Annotated in this window: 13 protein-coding genes; 11 read left to right on the forward strand and 2 right to left on the reverse strand. The window is 37.9% G+C overall.

Features of this window, described 5'->3' with window-relative positions:
- Positions 1-100 precede the first annotated feature (100 nt).
- Positions 101-487, forward strand: a complete 387-nt coding sequence (locus tag SJY45_RS08580) for a DUF1573 domain-containing protein (protein WP_215441941.1) — start codon at positions 101-103, stop codon at positions 485-487.
- Between the two features lie 46 nt (positions 488-533).
- Here the strand turns inward: SJY45_RS08580 and SJY45_RS08585 are convergent, their stop codons facing one another.
- Entirely contained in the window at positions 534-1,862 is a 1,329-nt protein-coding gene (locus SJY45_RS08585) for a PDZ domain-containing protein (protein ID WP_400074088.1), read from the reverse strand.
- A gap of 140 nt (positions 1,863-2,002) precedes the next feature.
- On the opposite strand from SJY45_RS08585, the gene SJY45_RS08590 reads away from it, so the two are divergent.
- The 9 genes from SJY45_RS08590 to SJY45_RS08630 all read left to right on the forward strand — a co-directional run bounded on the left by SJY45_RS08590 (position 2,003) and on the right by SJY45_RS08630 (position 11,006).
- Positions 2,003-3,193, forward strand: a complete 1,191-nt coding sequence (locus SJY45_RS08590; RefSeq protein ID WP_215441942.1) for a pyridoxal phosphate-dependent aminotransferase — start codon at positions 2,003-2,005, stop codon at positions 3,191-3,193.
- Positions 3,193-4,209: a UDP-N-acetylmuramate dehydrogenase gene (murB, locus tag SJY45_RS08595; RefSeq protein WP_400074089.1), complete on the forward strand. Its 1,017-nt coding sequence runs from the start codon at positions 3,193-3,195 to the stop codon at positions 4,207-4,209. The genes SJY45_RS08590 and murB overlap by 1 nt, the downstream gene beginning before the upstream one ends.
- Positions 4,210-4,419: 210 nt before the next feature.
- The gene (locus SJY45_RS08600) at positions 4,420-4,986 is read left to right on the forward strand and encodes an RNA polymerase sigma factor (protein ID WP_215441944.1); all 567 of its coding nucleotides are present in this window, start codon (positions 4,420-4,422) and stop codon (positions 4,984-4,986) included.
- A gap of 4 nt (positions 4,987-4,990) precedes the next feature.
- Positions 4,991-5,749: an anti-sigma factor gene (locus SJY45_RS08605; protein WP_215912520.1), complete on the forward strand. Its 759-nt coding sequence runs from the start codon at positions 4,991-4,993 to the stop codon at positions 5,747-5,749.
- An 84-nt stretch (positions 5,750-5,833) separates the two neighbouring features.
- A complete protein-coding gene (locus tag SJY45_RS08610; RefSeq protein WP_215441946.1) occupies positions 5,834-6,052 on the forward strand; it encodes a membrane or secreted protein in 219 nt (72 codons plus the stop codon).
- 26 nt (positions 6,053-6,078) lie between these two features.
- Complete coding sequence (locus tag SJY45_RS08615) at positions 6,079-6,633, forward strand: RNA polymerase sigma factor (protein WP_400074092.1); 555 nt, start codon at positions 6,079-6,081, stop codon at positions 6,631-6,633.
- A 171-nt stretch (positions 6,634-6,804) separates the two neighbouring features.
- Positions 6,805-7,680, forward strand: a complete 876-nt coding sequence (gene lipA / locus SJY45_RS08620) for a lipoyl synthase (protein WP_215912519.1) — start codon at positions 6,805-6,807, stop codon at positions 7,678-7,680.
- 90 nt (positions 7,681-7,770) lie between these two features.
- Positions 7,771-8,781 (forward strand): type I glyceraldehyde-3-phosphate dehydrogenase, encoded by a 1,011-nt coding sequence (gene gap, locus SJY45_RS08625; protein WP_400074094.1) that lies wholly within the window; start codon positions 7,771-7,773, stop codon positions 8,779-8,781.
- Entirely contained in the window at positions 8,778-11,006 is a 2,229-nt protein-coding gene (locus SJY45_RS08630; protein ID WP_400074096.1) for an ATP-binding protein, read from the forward strand. Before gap ends, SJY45_RS08630 begins: the two co-directional genes overlap by 4 nt.
- Here SJY45_RS08630 and lpxK read toward each other — a convergent pair.
- Positions 10,996-11,994 (reverse strand): tetraacyldisaccharide 4'-kinase, encoded by a 999-nt coding sequence (gene lpxK, locus SJY45_RS08635; protein ID WP_400074098.1) that lies wholly within the window; start codon positions 11,992-11,994, stop codon positions 10,996-10,998. The two genes, SJY45_RS08630 and lpxK, sit on opposite strands and share 11 nt — an antisense overlap.
- 46 nt (positions 11,995-12,040) lie before the next feature.
- On the opposite strand from lpxK, the gene SJY45_RS08640 reads away from it, so the two are divergent.
- Entirely contained in the window at positions 12,041-13,135 is a 1,095-nt protein-coding gene (locus tag SJY45_RS08640) for a Nif3-like dinuclear metal center hexameric protein (RefSeq protein WP_400074100.1), read from the forward strand.
- The last annotated feature ends 5 nt before the right edge of the window (positions 13,136-13,140 follow it).

Below are 13,140 nucleotides of genomic sequence, written 5' to 3' on the forward strand. Positions count from 1 at the left end.
TTAAATACGAAACAAAAATAAGTAACGTTAACAGATAACAAAAGAATTTTGGAGGTTCATCTGAAAAGATTTATTTTTGAGATTCCCTAAATTTAACAAAATGAAAAAAATAGTACTCGTATTATTTGTAGGCCTAATGGGATTATCCCTAACCGCACAGGACAAAGCGGCAAAAATTGAGTTTAAATCCGAGACCGTTGATTACGGTGAAATTCAAAAAGGATCCGATGGTGTTCGTGTTTTTGAATTTACAAATACCGGCCAGGCGCCTTTGATCATAAGCAAAGTAAGCTCTAGCTGCGGTTGCACCATTCCTAAAAAACCTGAAGAGCCTATTTTACCAGGCAAAACGGGCGAAATTTCCGTAAAATATGATACTAACCGAGTAGGTCCTATTAGAAAGGCCATTACGGTTATTTCCAATGCGGACACACCTACAAAGGTTCTAAAAATTAAAGGTGAAGTAAAGGCCTCCGAAGGCAAATAAACTTCCTAGAAAATTAACTAAAAGACCCGGCTATGACCGGGTCTTTTTATTTTAGCATGTTTTTAAGCACAAAGGTGAAAAGCAAATCGGAATTATAGCGCTCTATCAATAACTTAATACGTTTACCCTCCTTTTCGTTGATCATCTCCAAGATATCCTGAAGCTTGTAACGGTGAATTCTTTTGCCGTTTACCGCCAAAATAACATCACCTTCCTTTAAACCGGCTTCATATGCCGGGCTGCCCGCCCTAATGGCACTCACTATTATTTCCGGTGCAACACTAAGTCTGGTCTGGTTTTCAAAAAGCAATTGCACATTGCCAAATTCAGCTTTATCACTATAAACCACACCACGGTCATCTGCTATACTTTCGGCAATATAACGTATACCATTATGCTGTAAATCTAGGCCGGATAAGTTGTATTTAAACGGCTTATCAAAATTAGAGTTCTTTCGTAGAATTATTCGATTGCGGCGATAATCAAAAACTACATGAAACCTTTTTAAAACCGAACCTCCCAAACTACCGTTGCGCTCCACCAAGTTTGTGAGTTCTCTAAAAGAATTTTTATCGGGAAAAGCTGCCTTGGCATCATTCAACAAAAAACGGCCTATCCTTAACCCATTAACCTTGGTTCGTTTTCCATAAATATTACCGTTAAGTCCTTTTCCTAAAAAATCGTCATAATGTTTGTCAGGTACGTTTATAGAATCGCTTTCAAAAAGCCATAGGGCATCACTACTACCGGTATCCAAAAGGAGCCTTACAGAAAGTTCATCTTCCTCCCCTAAATAAAGTTCGGAATTCAAATAGGCCTTTTTAGCCCTAATGGACAGTGGTAAGACTTCAGTATTTTTCTTTTCCCGGTACACATAAGTATCCGGGTTACTGAAACGGATATGCTTTTTAATATAATTGACGTCTACAACAAAATCCCTAAAAAGGTCATAACCTATAATACCATGAACAGGAATCCCCAAGGAAGTAGAAAAATTTATGCTCTTATCCATTACCACAAAGAGTTTCTGATTCTCGTTGGATATATTTTTTAAGCGAAATTGATTTTTTTCGGACACCAGCGCTTTAATGGGAACATTATCACCAAAACCTTTAATCGTAATTTCAGAAACATGGTTTATTTGCACAGAATCCGTTTCGGAGATATTGAACAGTATGGGTGAACTTACACCGGAATCCAGCAAAAAAGAAAGTTCCGTTCCGTTAACTTCAATAGGCACTACAATAAGATTGTTGATGAGTTGAAACTTAATCTTTTCGGACTTTTGACCTTCAGGCAAACTGAAGCCCTGTGCCACTACCGAAGAAGAAAGCAACATGAGAAAGAATATGATATGTAGACGCAGCTTGTTCAACTTTTTTCATATTTCCTTCTATAATTTACGATTTTTTCAGATACACCTCCCCTTTTTTAACAAAAGACAAATAAACGTTTTCCCAACGCGCATGGTTTTCTCGTTTGGTTTCCTCATTTTTGCAGCAAAATTGCTTATATATGCCAGTAGTATCACAAAAAGGGCTTTCCATGCCCGAATCGCCTATTAGAAAGTTGGTTCCTTATGCGGAAGAAGCTAAGAAGAAGGGCGTTAATGTAATTCACCTTAACATAGGTCAACCCGATATAAAAACACCTCAGGTAGCTTTAGATGCCGTAAAAAACAACACCTTAGATGTTATTGCATACAGCCGTACCGAAGGGTCTGAGGAATATCGTGAAAAGCTTGCCGCCTATTACGCCAAAAACGATATTCATGTAGGGGCAAATGATATTATTGTAACTACAGGTGGCTCAGAAGCTTTGGCCTTTACAATGGGCAGTATTGCCGATAATGGGGATGAGATTATTATTCCCGAACCTTTTTATGCCAATTACAACGGGTTTGCTACCGCTACAGGGGTTAAAGTGGTTCCTGTTATATCTCATATCGATTCTAATTTTGCCCTTCCGGCCATTGAAGAATTCGAGAAATTAATTACCCCCAAGACCAAAGCTATCCTTATCTGCAACCCTGGCAATCCTACCGGATATTTATACACAAGGGAAGAAATTAAAAAATTGGCGGCAATAGTTAAAAAGCACGACCTTTTCTTAATTGCCGACGAAGTCTATAGAGAGTTCACCTATGACGGAGCAGAACATTACTCCATTTTACAGGAAGAAGGACTGGAAGAGCATGCTATAATAGTCGATTCCGTAAGTAAAAGATATAGTATGTGCGGCGCACGTATAGGTTGCTTGGTTACCAAAAACAAGAACGTTATTAAGACAGCCATAAAATTTGCCCAAGCAAGATTATCGCCCCCTACCTACGCTCAAATTGCCAGTGAAGCCGCATTGGAAACTCCGCAAAGCTATTTTGACGATGTAAAAAAAGAATATGTAGGCCGTAGAAACTTGCTTATTGAAGAACTTGAAAAAATTGAAGGTATAAAAGTAGGCAAACCTCAAGGGGCTTTCTATTGCATTGCGGAATTACCCATTACAGATGCAGATGATTTTGCCCAATGGTTATTAGAAGATTTTAGACTGAACAATGAAACGGTAATGGTTGCACCTGCCGCAGGGTTTTATGCATCCGAAGGTTATGGCAAAAACCAGATAAGAATTGCCTATGTTCTGGACAAAGACAACTTAAAGAGAGCGGTTAACATACTAAAGGAGGCGCTAAAAAGTTATATAGCGTAATGGAGGTTAAAAAAGATATATCCCTTAAGCCCTACAATACCTTTGGAATAGATGCCAAGGCGCGGTTCTTTGTTGAAATCAATAGTTTAGAAGACCTAAAAGAAGCGCTCCAACTTGATGAATACCCAAATAAATTTGTTCTTAGCGGCGGAAGTAATATGTTAATCACCAATGATATTGATGCATTGGTATTACATATAAATCTAAAAGGCAAAGAGATTCTAAAAGAAAAGGACGATTATGTTCTTCTTAAAGTAATGGCGGGCGAAAACTGGCACCAGATGGTGTTATGGACGTTAGCCAATGGCTATGGTGGATTAGAAAACATGTCTCTTATCCCCGGTAACACGGGTACTGCACCTATTCAGAATATTGGTGCCTACGGCGTTGAACTAAAAGACTGTTTTGTTTCCTGCGAAGCCATGCATATTGAAACTCAAACCTTAAAGACTTTTTCAAAAGAAGACTGTAAATTTGGTTACCGCGACTCTTTTTTCAAAAATGAAGGAAAGGGAAAATATATTATCACCTCGGTTACGTTTCAATTGAGCAAAACCAACCACAAGAAGAACACCTCTTATGGCGCCATTGAATCCGAACTTGAAAAAATGGGTATTTCAACCCCAACAATAAAAGACATCTCAAATGCTGTTATAGCTATTAGGCAAAGTAAATTGCCCGATCCGGCAGTTTTGGGCAACAGCGGCAGCTTTTTCAAAAATCCGGTGATTAATTTAGAAGAATACACCCAATTTATTGCTGCCAATCCAGAGGCTCCATCCTATAAAGTAACGGATAACAGTTACAAGATACCAGCCGGTTGGCTTATTGAACAGTGTGGTTTTAAAGGAAAAAGGTTTGGTGATGCCGGGGTACACAAAAACCAAGCATTGGTACTAGTTAATCATGAAAAAGCTACAGGTCAGGAAATTTTGGATTTAGCCTTCAGAATAATTGATGAAGTAAAGAAAAAATTCGGTATTGAAATAGCGCCGGAAGTAAATATCATAAAATAAATAACCCCCAAAGAAAATCTTGGGGGCTATACCAAACCAAACTAACCAAAAATTAAATGTGCAGTTACCAAGTGCACATTTATATTATTAATATTTTTGAATACGCCTATATAAAAATCAATTTTATAAATTAGCGTTTAAACATATACGGTACTACCAACTAAATTGGATGCCCAAACATTCATTTTTTTTCGTGACCGGAAATAAAACATGAGTACACTACTTGAAAAGCACATTGTAGAACTACTTCAGGAAAGAGATGAAAAAGCTATTTCACTGTTGTACGAACATTACGGCGATACGCTTTTGGGGGTAGCCAATAAGGTAGTTCGCGATGAGGAATTGGCACAGGATGTCCTACAGGAAAGTTTCATAAAAATTTGGAAAAAATCAGACTCTTACGATTCCTCTAAAGCCAAACTATTTACGTGGTTATTTCGTATAACACGTAATACGGCTATAGATAAATTAAGAAGTGTCAATACAAAAAGTGATAAGGAAATCCAAATTGATGTTTCTGACGTATATAATTTAGGCGTCAACAGTACAAGACCAGAGTTTATGGACGTCCGTGAGAATCTGGATAAGATAGAAACCAAATACCAAATTGTGTTAGACGCCCTGTTTTTTGAGGGTATGACACAACAGGAAGCGAGCGATGAGCTTAATATTCCGCTGGGAACTATCAAATCTAGACTTAAAATCGGGCTCAGGGAACTCAAAAAAATATATGGCCCTACGTTACTGTTGGTGTTATCATTAAACCTGATATCCTAATACCATGAAAGAAAAGATAAAATCATTTTTAGATTCCGATTTATTGGAAAGCTATCTTTTAGGCACTACTACAACCGAAGAAACATTGCAGGTAGAACGCTACTTGTCTATGTACCCAGAAGTTCGGGAAACCTACGAAGAGTTGCAAGACAACCTGGAAACGTATGCAAAACTGTATGCCGTTAAAGCTCCAGAAGACCTTAAGAAGAGAATTCTTAAGAGCATTAACAAAGAATCCAATTTCAAAAGAAACTTTTACCGTATGGCGGTTGCCGCTAGTTTTGCAGTATTGGTTTCTGCGGGCGCATCCTATTTCTTCTGGGACAAAAATCAAAGCCTAGAAGAAGAGAACTCTATCGTTAATAATAAAATTGACGATTTAGAAGAAACAATGCGTGCGCAACTGGAAGATGTAAGAAACCAATTTATTGTTCTTCAGAACCCAGAAACGAAAAAGGTGAATGTTAAGGGCAATAAAAAAGCTAAAGAATTAAAGGCCGTTGCGTATATAAACCCTGTAAAGAGACTTTCTTATATTAATGTAAGTAAGCTGCCTCATTTGCCAAAAGACCAGTGCTACCAAATGTGGGCTGAGGTTAACGGCGAAATGGTAAACCTTGGTATTATAAAGGAAGCTAATAGTCAAGAAAAACTATTGGCATTACCCTATGCAGAGGATGCCATTAGTTATATTACCATTGAACCTCAAGGAGGGAACCAAAGCCCTACCGTTGAAAATATTGTAGCGAATATTGCATACTAAGCAATTGCTCATTTAAGATATCATTAAGCCTCGAAACTTCCATTTCGGGGCTTATTTTTATATCTTTGTCCCAAAATAATCTTTATGAAACTCATTTTATTGACCATCGGGTTATTAGCTTTGGGATTTGCAGGAATAGCCATTAAAATCTGGGCTAAAAAAGATGGGAAATTTGCAGGCACTTGTGCAAGTCAAAGTCCTTATTTAAATCAAGACGGCCAAGCATGCGGCATGTGCGGCAAATTGCCTAGCGAACAAGATTGTAGAAACGAAGACAATACAAACCTTCAATCCTCAATTTAAAACTTTCATTCTCAAATTATCTTCTTTTGGCCAAAGCCGATTACAACGTACAAGTAACAATAAAAAAAGCTCTTTCGGGCAGCCAAATAGCTTACAGTACATTGTTGGACACCTATTGGAACAGTGTATACGGCTTTCAGCTCAAACGCACAGAAAACGAGAATGACGCAGAAGATATTACCGTACAAACTTTTTCTAAAGCTTTTGACAAACTCAACACGTATAAAAGCGAGTATGAGTTCAAAACTTGGCTTATCACCATTTCAAAAAATATACACGTAGACCTTATTCGAAAGCGCAAGAAAAGCTTGGAAACGGATGGCAATCAGGATGCGGTCAAGAAAGTATTGGATGACACCCCATCTGGCGAGGACCAGTTAATACGGGAACAAAATCTGGCCAGCCTTCTTTTGCATATAAAAAAACTTAAACCGCACTACCAAGAGGTTATTAACCTTAGGTATTTTAAAGAGTTAAGTTATGCGGATATTGCACAAGAACTTAACGAACCTGTAAACAATGTTAAGGTTAAGCTTCTACGGGCCAAAAAGCTGTTGGCCGAGATTATCCAAAAAAAATAATCTCCTCACCCCTATCCTAATCTATTTTAATCCCAAAAGCTGTATTCTTTCAACTAAGGAAGATATTGTATTAATTACCAAATAATTAGAATTTACACCAAAGCAAAAACAGCCCATTAACATGGGTGCTGCACGGCTAAATCGTATATTTGTATAAAATTGCATCAAATTATGAGCACAGATACCATAAATAACGTTATCCCACCTAAAGGAAAACCGAAATGGCTAAGAGTTAAGCTTCCCACGGGTAAAAAGTATACTCAACTTAGAGGACTAGTGGATAAGTATGACCTTCACACTATCTGTACGTCCGGCAGCTGCCCTAATATGGGGGAATGCTGGGGAGAAGGAACGGCTACATTTATGATTCTTGGTAATGTTTGTACCAGGTCATGCGGCTTTTGCGGGGTTCAGACCGGCAGACCTGATACGGTTGATTGGGCAGAACCTGAAAAAGTAGCTCGTTCTATTAAAATAATGGGAATAAAACATGCGGTCATCACTTCTGTAGATAGAGATGACCTAAAAGATATGGGATCTATAATTTGGGCCGAGACGGTAAAGGCCATTAGAAGAATGAACCCAAATACGACTTTAGAAACCTTAATTCCCGATTTTCAAGGCATAGAAAGACATTTAGACCGTATAATTGAAGTGGGACCAGAAGTGGTATCCCATAACATGGAAACCGTTAAAAGACTTACCCGAGAGGTACGGATACAGGCCAAATATGAACGTAGTCTTGAAGCACTTCGTTATTTACGTGCCAACGGTGTAAACCGCACCAAATCCGGTATTATGCTGGGCTTGGGGGAACTTGAAGAAGAAGTAATTGAAACTATGAGAGATTTGCGTGATGCCAACGTAGACGTAGTTACTATTGGACAATACTTACAACCCTCTAAAAAACACCTGCCCGTAAAAGAGTTCATCCTTCCGGAACAATTTAAAAAATATGAGGAAATTGGTCTGGAAATGGGTTTTAGACATGTTGAAAGTGGTGCCTTGGTAAGGTCGTCCTACAAGGCTCATAAACATATTCATTAAGCGTTTATCCAAGTATAAGTTACTAATACAACTACCTATAAACAATAAAAACAGCTATAGTTAGTCGTATTCTTTAGCCCTAATTTTCTTATGAAAAAGACCACTATTGGCATTAACGGATTTGGCCGAATAGGTCGAACACTTTTTAGGCTTTTAGACGCCCACCCTAGCCTAAATGTAGTTGCCATCAATGATTTGGCAGATGCAAGAACGCTTTCTCATTTACTAAAATATGATAGTATTCATGGTGTTTTTAACCATGATATCACTTATAAAGAAAACACTATAATTGTAGACGGAGAGTCTGTGGCCTTAACCAACCACAAAACTCCAAATGACATTATTTGGTCCGATTATAATGTGGATATTGTAGTGGAGTGTTCCGGTAAATTCAAGACCAAAGAGAGTCTTCAACCTCATTTGGCCAACGGCGCAAAAAAGGTGATTTTATCTGCACCTCCCGCAGATGAGGATATAAAGATGATTGTTATGGGAATTAACGAGGTTTCCCTAAATGCCGATGATGATATAATTTCCAATGCCTCATGTACCACGAACAATGCCGCCCCCATGATTAAGGTTATTGATGAACTGTGCGGTATAGAGCAGGCATATATTACCACAATACATTCATATACTTCAGACCAAAGTCTACATGACCAACCACATCATGACTTAAGAAGAGCTCGCGCAGCTTCTCAGTCTATTGTTCCCACTACAACAGGAGCGGCAAAAGCCCTTACCAAAATTTTCCCGCACTTGGCAGATGTAATCGGTGGATGCGGAATAAGGGTTCCTGTTCCAAATGGATCATTAACAGATATTACCTTTAATGTTAAAAAAGAAACTTCAATAGACCAAATCAACACTGTTTTTAAGAAAAAATCCGATAAAGAGCTCAAAAACATACTTTTATACACAGAAGACCCAATAGTATCTATTGATATAAACAATAGTTATTATTCTTGTACGTTTGACTCTATGATGACTTCGGTTATTGGAAAAATGGTTAAAATAATTGGATGGTACGATAACGAAACCGGTTATAGTAGCAGACTTATAGATTTAATTTTACTATTGACAAGAAATAAATACTTTTGAAGCTTGATTTTCTACATATCGGCATAAAAAAACTACTTTCGATTTTCGTATTGATTTGGGTTGCTCAAAACTTAGAGGCCCAAGATAGCCTTGCCCTTGAAAATAACGATGTTCGTATCTATTTTGAAGAAGCCCGGGCATACCGTAATAGAGATCAAACCGATTTAGCCCTAGAGGCTCTGGAAAAAGCCGCAAAAGTAGCCGAGGAAAAAGCTGATGTAAAAGCGCTCATAGACTGCTATCATAAATTTGCGTTGGTCTACCTAAAACTTAAAAAAGAAGAAACTACTTATTTCTACTGGGATAGGGCAAAAGCTTTGCTTAAGGACATAGAGTACCCTTACGGTAGTGCTATGCAAAAGTATATTGAAGCCATTTTACTTTTTCACGACGATAAAAATTTTCAGGCCATTTTCATGCTGAACGAAGCCAAGCAGCTGAATAACGACCGTAATTTTTTCAACAATATTTTACTGGCGGAAGGTAATATTTTCCTCAAACTACAAAAATATGATAGTGCCGCTAAGAACTTTAACTCGCTTATCATCAATACCGATATATATGAAAGCGACTATCTAGCCACCAAAGCTTATTTAGGCTTAGCTCAACTGGATTTTGAGACCGAAAAACTTGAAGAAAGTGCAGAAAACGGAGAACAAGCACTTAAGCTTGCCAAAAAAAATAAGTTTTTTAAAGAAATATGGGAAGCTAATGAAATGCTGACCACGGTTTATGAAACTCTTGGTCGCTACAATCTATCTTTATCAAGCAATAAAAACCTATTGCACATACGCGACTCGCTATTTAACATTGCCAAAATGAAGACCGAGGCCAAAACTGCCGAGAAAATTCAGTTTGATTTCATGAGCGACGAAATAAAGCGTCAAGAACAAAAAATTGAAGAACTGAACGAGTCCAAAAACAAATCCGATATTACGGCAATCCTTACCTCTGCCCTATTAACGATCATTACACTTTTGGCCGTATCCTTATTCAGGAACAACCAGATTAAGCTTAAAACCAACGATTTATTACAGACCAAAAACAATGAATTAAAAGCTGCTAGGGATGCGGCCGTTACGGCGATGGAAGCCAAGACCAATTTCTTGTCTACGGTTAGCCATGAGCTTAGAACACCACTTTATGCCGTAACAGGGCTAACGCATTTGTTGCTAGAGGAAAACCCAAGCAAAGGTCAAAAAGAACATCTAAAAGCATTAAAATTTTCAGGAGATTACCTGTTGAACTTTATAAACGATATTCTTCAAATCAATAAAATTGATGCTGACAAATTAGAGCCTCTTAACGTTGAGTTCAACCTTAAAAAAGTGCTACAGGAAGTTATTGATTCGCTTCAACAAAGTGCCCAGAGCAACAAGACCAAATTAACTTTAGATTACGACCGCAACATACCCTACCACTTAATGAGCGACCCGTTAAAACTGTCTCAGATTTTCCTGAACCTAGTGGGCAATGCTTTAAAATTCACTAAAGGCGGAGAGGTTAAAGTAACCGCAAAACTCATAAAGAAAGAAGATGAAGACGTTAAACTTTACTTTGAGGTTAAAGATAACGGAATAGGTATAGCCAAAGAACAACAGCAAAATATCTTTGATGGTTTTGAACAAGGCTCTATACAAATTAACAGGGAATATGGGGGCACAGGACTTGGCCTTACTATTGTAAAAAGCCTATTGGGACTTTTTGAAAGTAGAATAGAACTAGAGAGTGAACTGGGGGTTGGGAGTACATTTTTCTTTGAGCTAGACGTAAAAGGTAAAGACAGTCTGGTTGATGACATTCCTTTTGAAGTAACTCCGGAAGACTTTGATTTTAAAGGCCTGAATATCCTAATTGTTGAGGACAACAAAATTAACCAGGTTATCACCAAGAAAATGCTCACTAAAAAAGAAATCACCAGTGACATTGCCAATAATGGCGGCGAAGCAATAGATATGGCCCGAGAAAATTTTTACGATGCCATTCTAATGGATATACATATGCCGGGCATTGGCGGTGAAGAGGCTACTATTGAAATTCGGAAATTTGATATCGTCACACCAATTATAGCGCTTACCGCAATTTCGTTAGACGACAGTTTAGAGAGCTTCTATGCCGCGGGCTGTAATGATGTAATTACAAAACCGTTTAAACCAGAAGTCTTCTACCAGAAAATAGGTGAGAACATTTTCAATAAAAAAGAGCTTAAAAATACTACTTCATAAATTGTTGTAATCGTTCTCTTAAGGCATCTCCTCCCATTCCAAAAAACTTATGTTTTACAGGAATGTAATAAAGGTTATCTACTTTACCCTTCAGTCTTACAAAATCTTTTTCAGTGGTTAAAATACATTGTTTTTGCCTCAAAGCATTCAACTCAGACTCACTAAAATCGTGGTGGTCCTTAAATTTCAAATGTTCAAAGTCTAGCTCTTTTCTTTTTAAATAATCCACTAAAGGTGCTGGGTTGGCTATTCCTGTTACAAGGGTTACCTCCTTTTTTTTCAAAGTATCAAAGGAAACGGTTGTATCTATAGTTTTGAATTCATTATCATAAGTTAGATAAGTAAACCAAACCTCTTGATGTGGTTTTGGTTTTAACTTCGCTACTATTTTTTTCTGGGCTTCAGTACTCAAATCGTTAGGACATTTGGTTACGATTATCACCTGTGCCCTACCCGCTTCTTTTTTACTATCCCTTAAATTTCCGGTTGGCAAATACCACTCATCAACATAAAGATGACCATAAGAGGTTAAAAGAATAGAAAACGCGCAATTCACTTTTCGGTGTTGATATGCATCATCCAGTAAGATTACTTCTGGTTGTATTTTTTCTTCAAGAGTTCTTATTCCATTCCTCCTATCTGTATCTACGGCCAGAGCTATATCGGGAAACTTAGAAAATATCTGATAAGGTTCATCACCCAATAGGTCTACTGATGCATTTTCACGGGCAAGTACAAACCCTTTTGATTTCCTGCGATACCCTCTACTTAACACCGCCACTTTATAGCTATCTTTTAGCATAGCTACCAAAAGTTCTACCATAGGAGTTTTCCCGGTTCCGCCCGCACTTAAATTTCCAATACAAATAGTGGGTGTTGTAAAACTTTGGGAACTAAAAATTCCTTTATCATAGAAATAATTCCGGAGGTAAACTACCAACGCATAAATCAGCGATACGGGAAATAATATTTTTCTGAGTACTTGCACAAGGCGAAATTATAATATTTTATCTTTAGACCTCATAAAAATAGCTATGACCGTAAAAGAAGTCACCCAAATACTTGAAGATTTAGCACCTCTAGCCTATGCCGAAGGTTTTGACAACGTTGGCCTTCTGGTCGGAAATAGCAAAGCAAAGGTTTCCGGCATACTTGTAACCTTGGACACGTTGGAAAACGTGGTAGATGAGGCTATTTCACAAAACTGTAATCTAATAGTAAGTTTTCACCCCATAATTTTTGGGGGACTGAAAAAGTTGACAGGAAAATCATATGTAGAGCGGGTGGTTATCAAAGCCATTAAAAATGACATTGCCATTTACAGTATGCATACGGCTCTGGATAATGTTCCAGAAGGTGTAAATGCCAAAATATGTGAGGTTCTTGGCATAAAAAAACCACAAATTTTAATCCCCCAGAAGGAGACCATTAAAAAACTGACCACCTACGTACCAATTAAAGATGCCAACACCCTTAGAGATGCCCTTTTTAGTGCAGGAGCAGGAAATATTGGCAATTACAGCAATTGTAGTTTTAGCACCAACGGCCAAGGAAGTTACAAAGCCGGTGAACAGGCCAACCCTACCCTTGGCGAAATAGGAAAAACCCATTACGAAGAAGAGACCCAACTAAGCGTTACTTTTTCCAAGGTAAACCAAGCAAAAATAATGAAGGCTTTGTTCACTACCCACCCCTATGAAGAAGTGGCGTATGAAGTGATGACTTTGGAAAATAAGGATCAAAACATAGGTATGGGCATGATAGGTGAACTTGAAGAACCTATGGAAGACTTCTCTTTTTTAAAGAAAGTAAAGGAAAAAATGAATGCAGGCGGTATTCGCCATTCGAAGTTGCTAGGAAGAAAAATCAAAAAAATAGCTGTTCTGGGCGGCAGTGGTGCTTTTGCCATTTCGCCTGCAATGGCAGCAGGTGCGGATGTTTTGATTACAGCGGACATAAAATACCATGAATTTTACAAAGCGGAAGGTAAAATGATTATTGCAGATATAGGACACTATGAAAGCGAGCAGTTTACAAAAAACCTTTTAGTTGAGTATCTTACAAAAAAAATCCCTAATTTTGCAATCCGTTTATCGGAAAGTAAAACCAATCCCATCAAGTATTTATAAAATAT

This window comes from Zobellia russellii (assembly GCF_044597075.1).
GTDB classification, from domain to species: Bacteria; Bacteroidota; Bacteroidia; order Flavobacteriales; family Flavobacteriaceae; genus Zobellia; species Zobellia russellii.

Bases quoted from the DNA above. Each gene is read 5' to 3' on its own strand.
- SJY45_RS08580 (WP_215441941.1), top strand. From the start codon at position 101: ATGAAAAAAATAGTACTCGTATTATTTGTAGGCCTAATGGGATTATCC.
- SJY45_RS08590 (WP_215441942.1), top strand. From the start codon at position 2,003: ATGCCAGTAGTATCACAAAAAGGGCTTTCCATGCCCGAATCGCCTATT.
- murB (WP_400074089.1), top strand. From the start codon at position 3,193: ATGGAGGTTAAAAAAGATATATCCCTTAAGCCCTACAATACCTTTGGA.
- SJY45_RS08600 (WP_215441944.1), top strand. From the start codon at position 4,420: ATGAGTACACTACTTGAAAAGCACATTGTAGAACTACTTCAGGAAAGA.
- SJY45_RS08605 (WP_215912520.1), top strand. From the start codon at position 4,991: ATGAAAGAAAAGATAAAATCATTTTTAGATTCCGATTTATTGGAAAGC.
- SJY45_RS08610 (WP_215441946.1), top strand. From the start codon at position 5,834: ATGAAACTCATTTTATTGACCATCGGGTTATTAGCTTTGGGATTTGCA.
- lipA (WP_215912519.1), top strand. From the start codon at position 6,805: ATGAGCACAGATACCATAAATAACGTTATCCCACCTAAAGGAAAACCG.
- gap (WP_400074094.1), top strand. From the start codon at position 7,771: ATGAAAAAGACCACTATTGGCATTAACGGATTTGGCCGAATAGGTCGA.
- SJY45_RS08640 (WP_400074100.1), top strand. From the start codon at position 12,041: ATGACCGTAAAAGAAGTCACCCAAATACTTGAAGATTTAGCACCTCTA.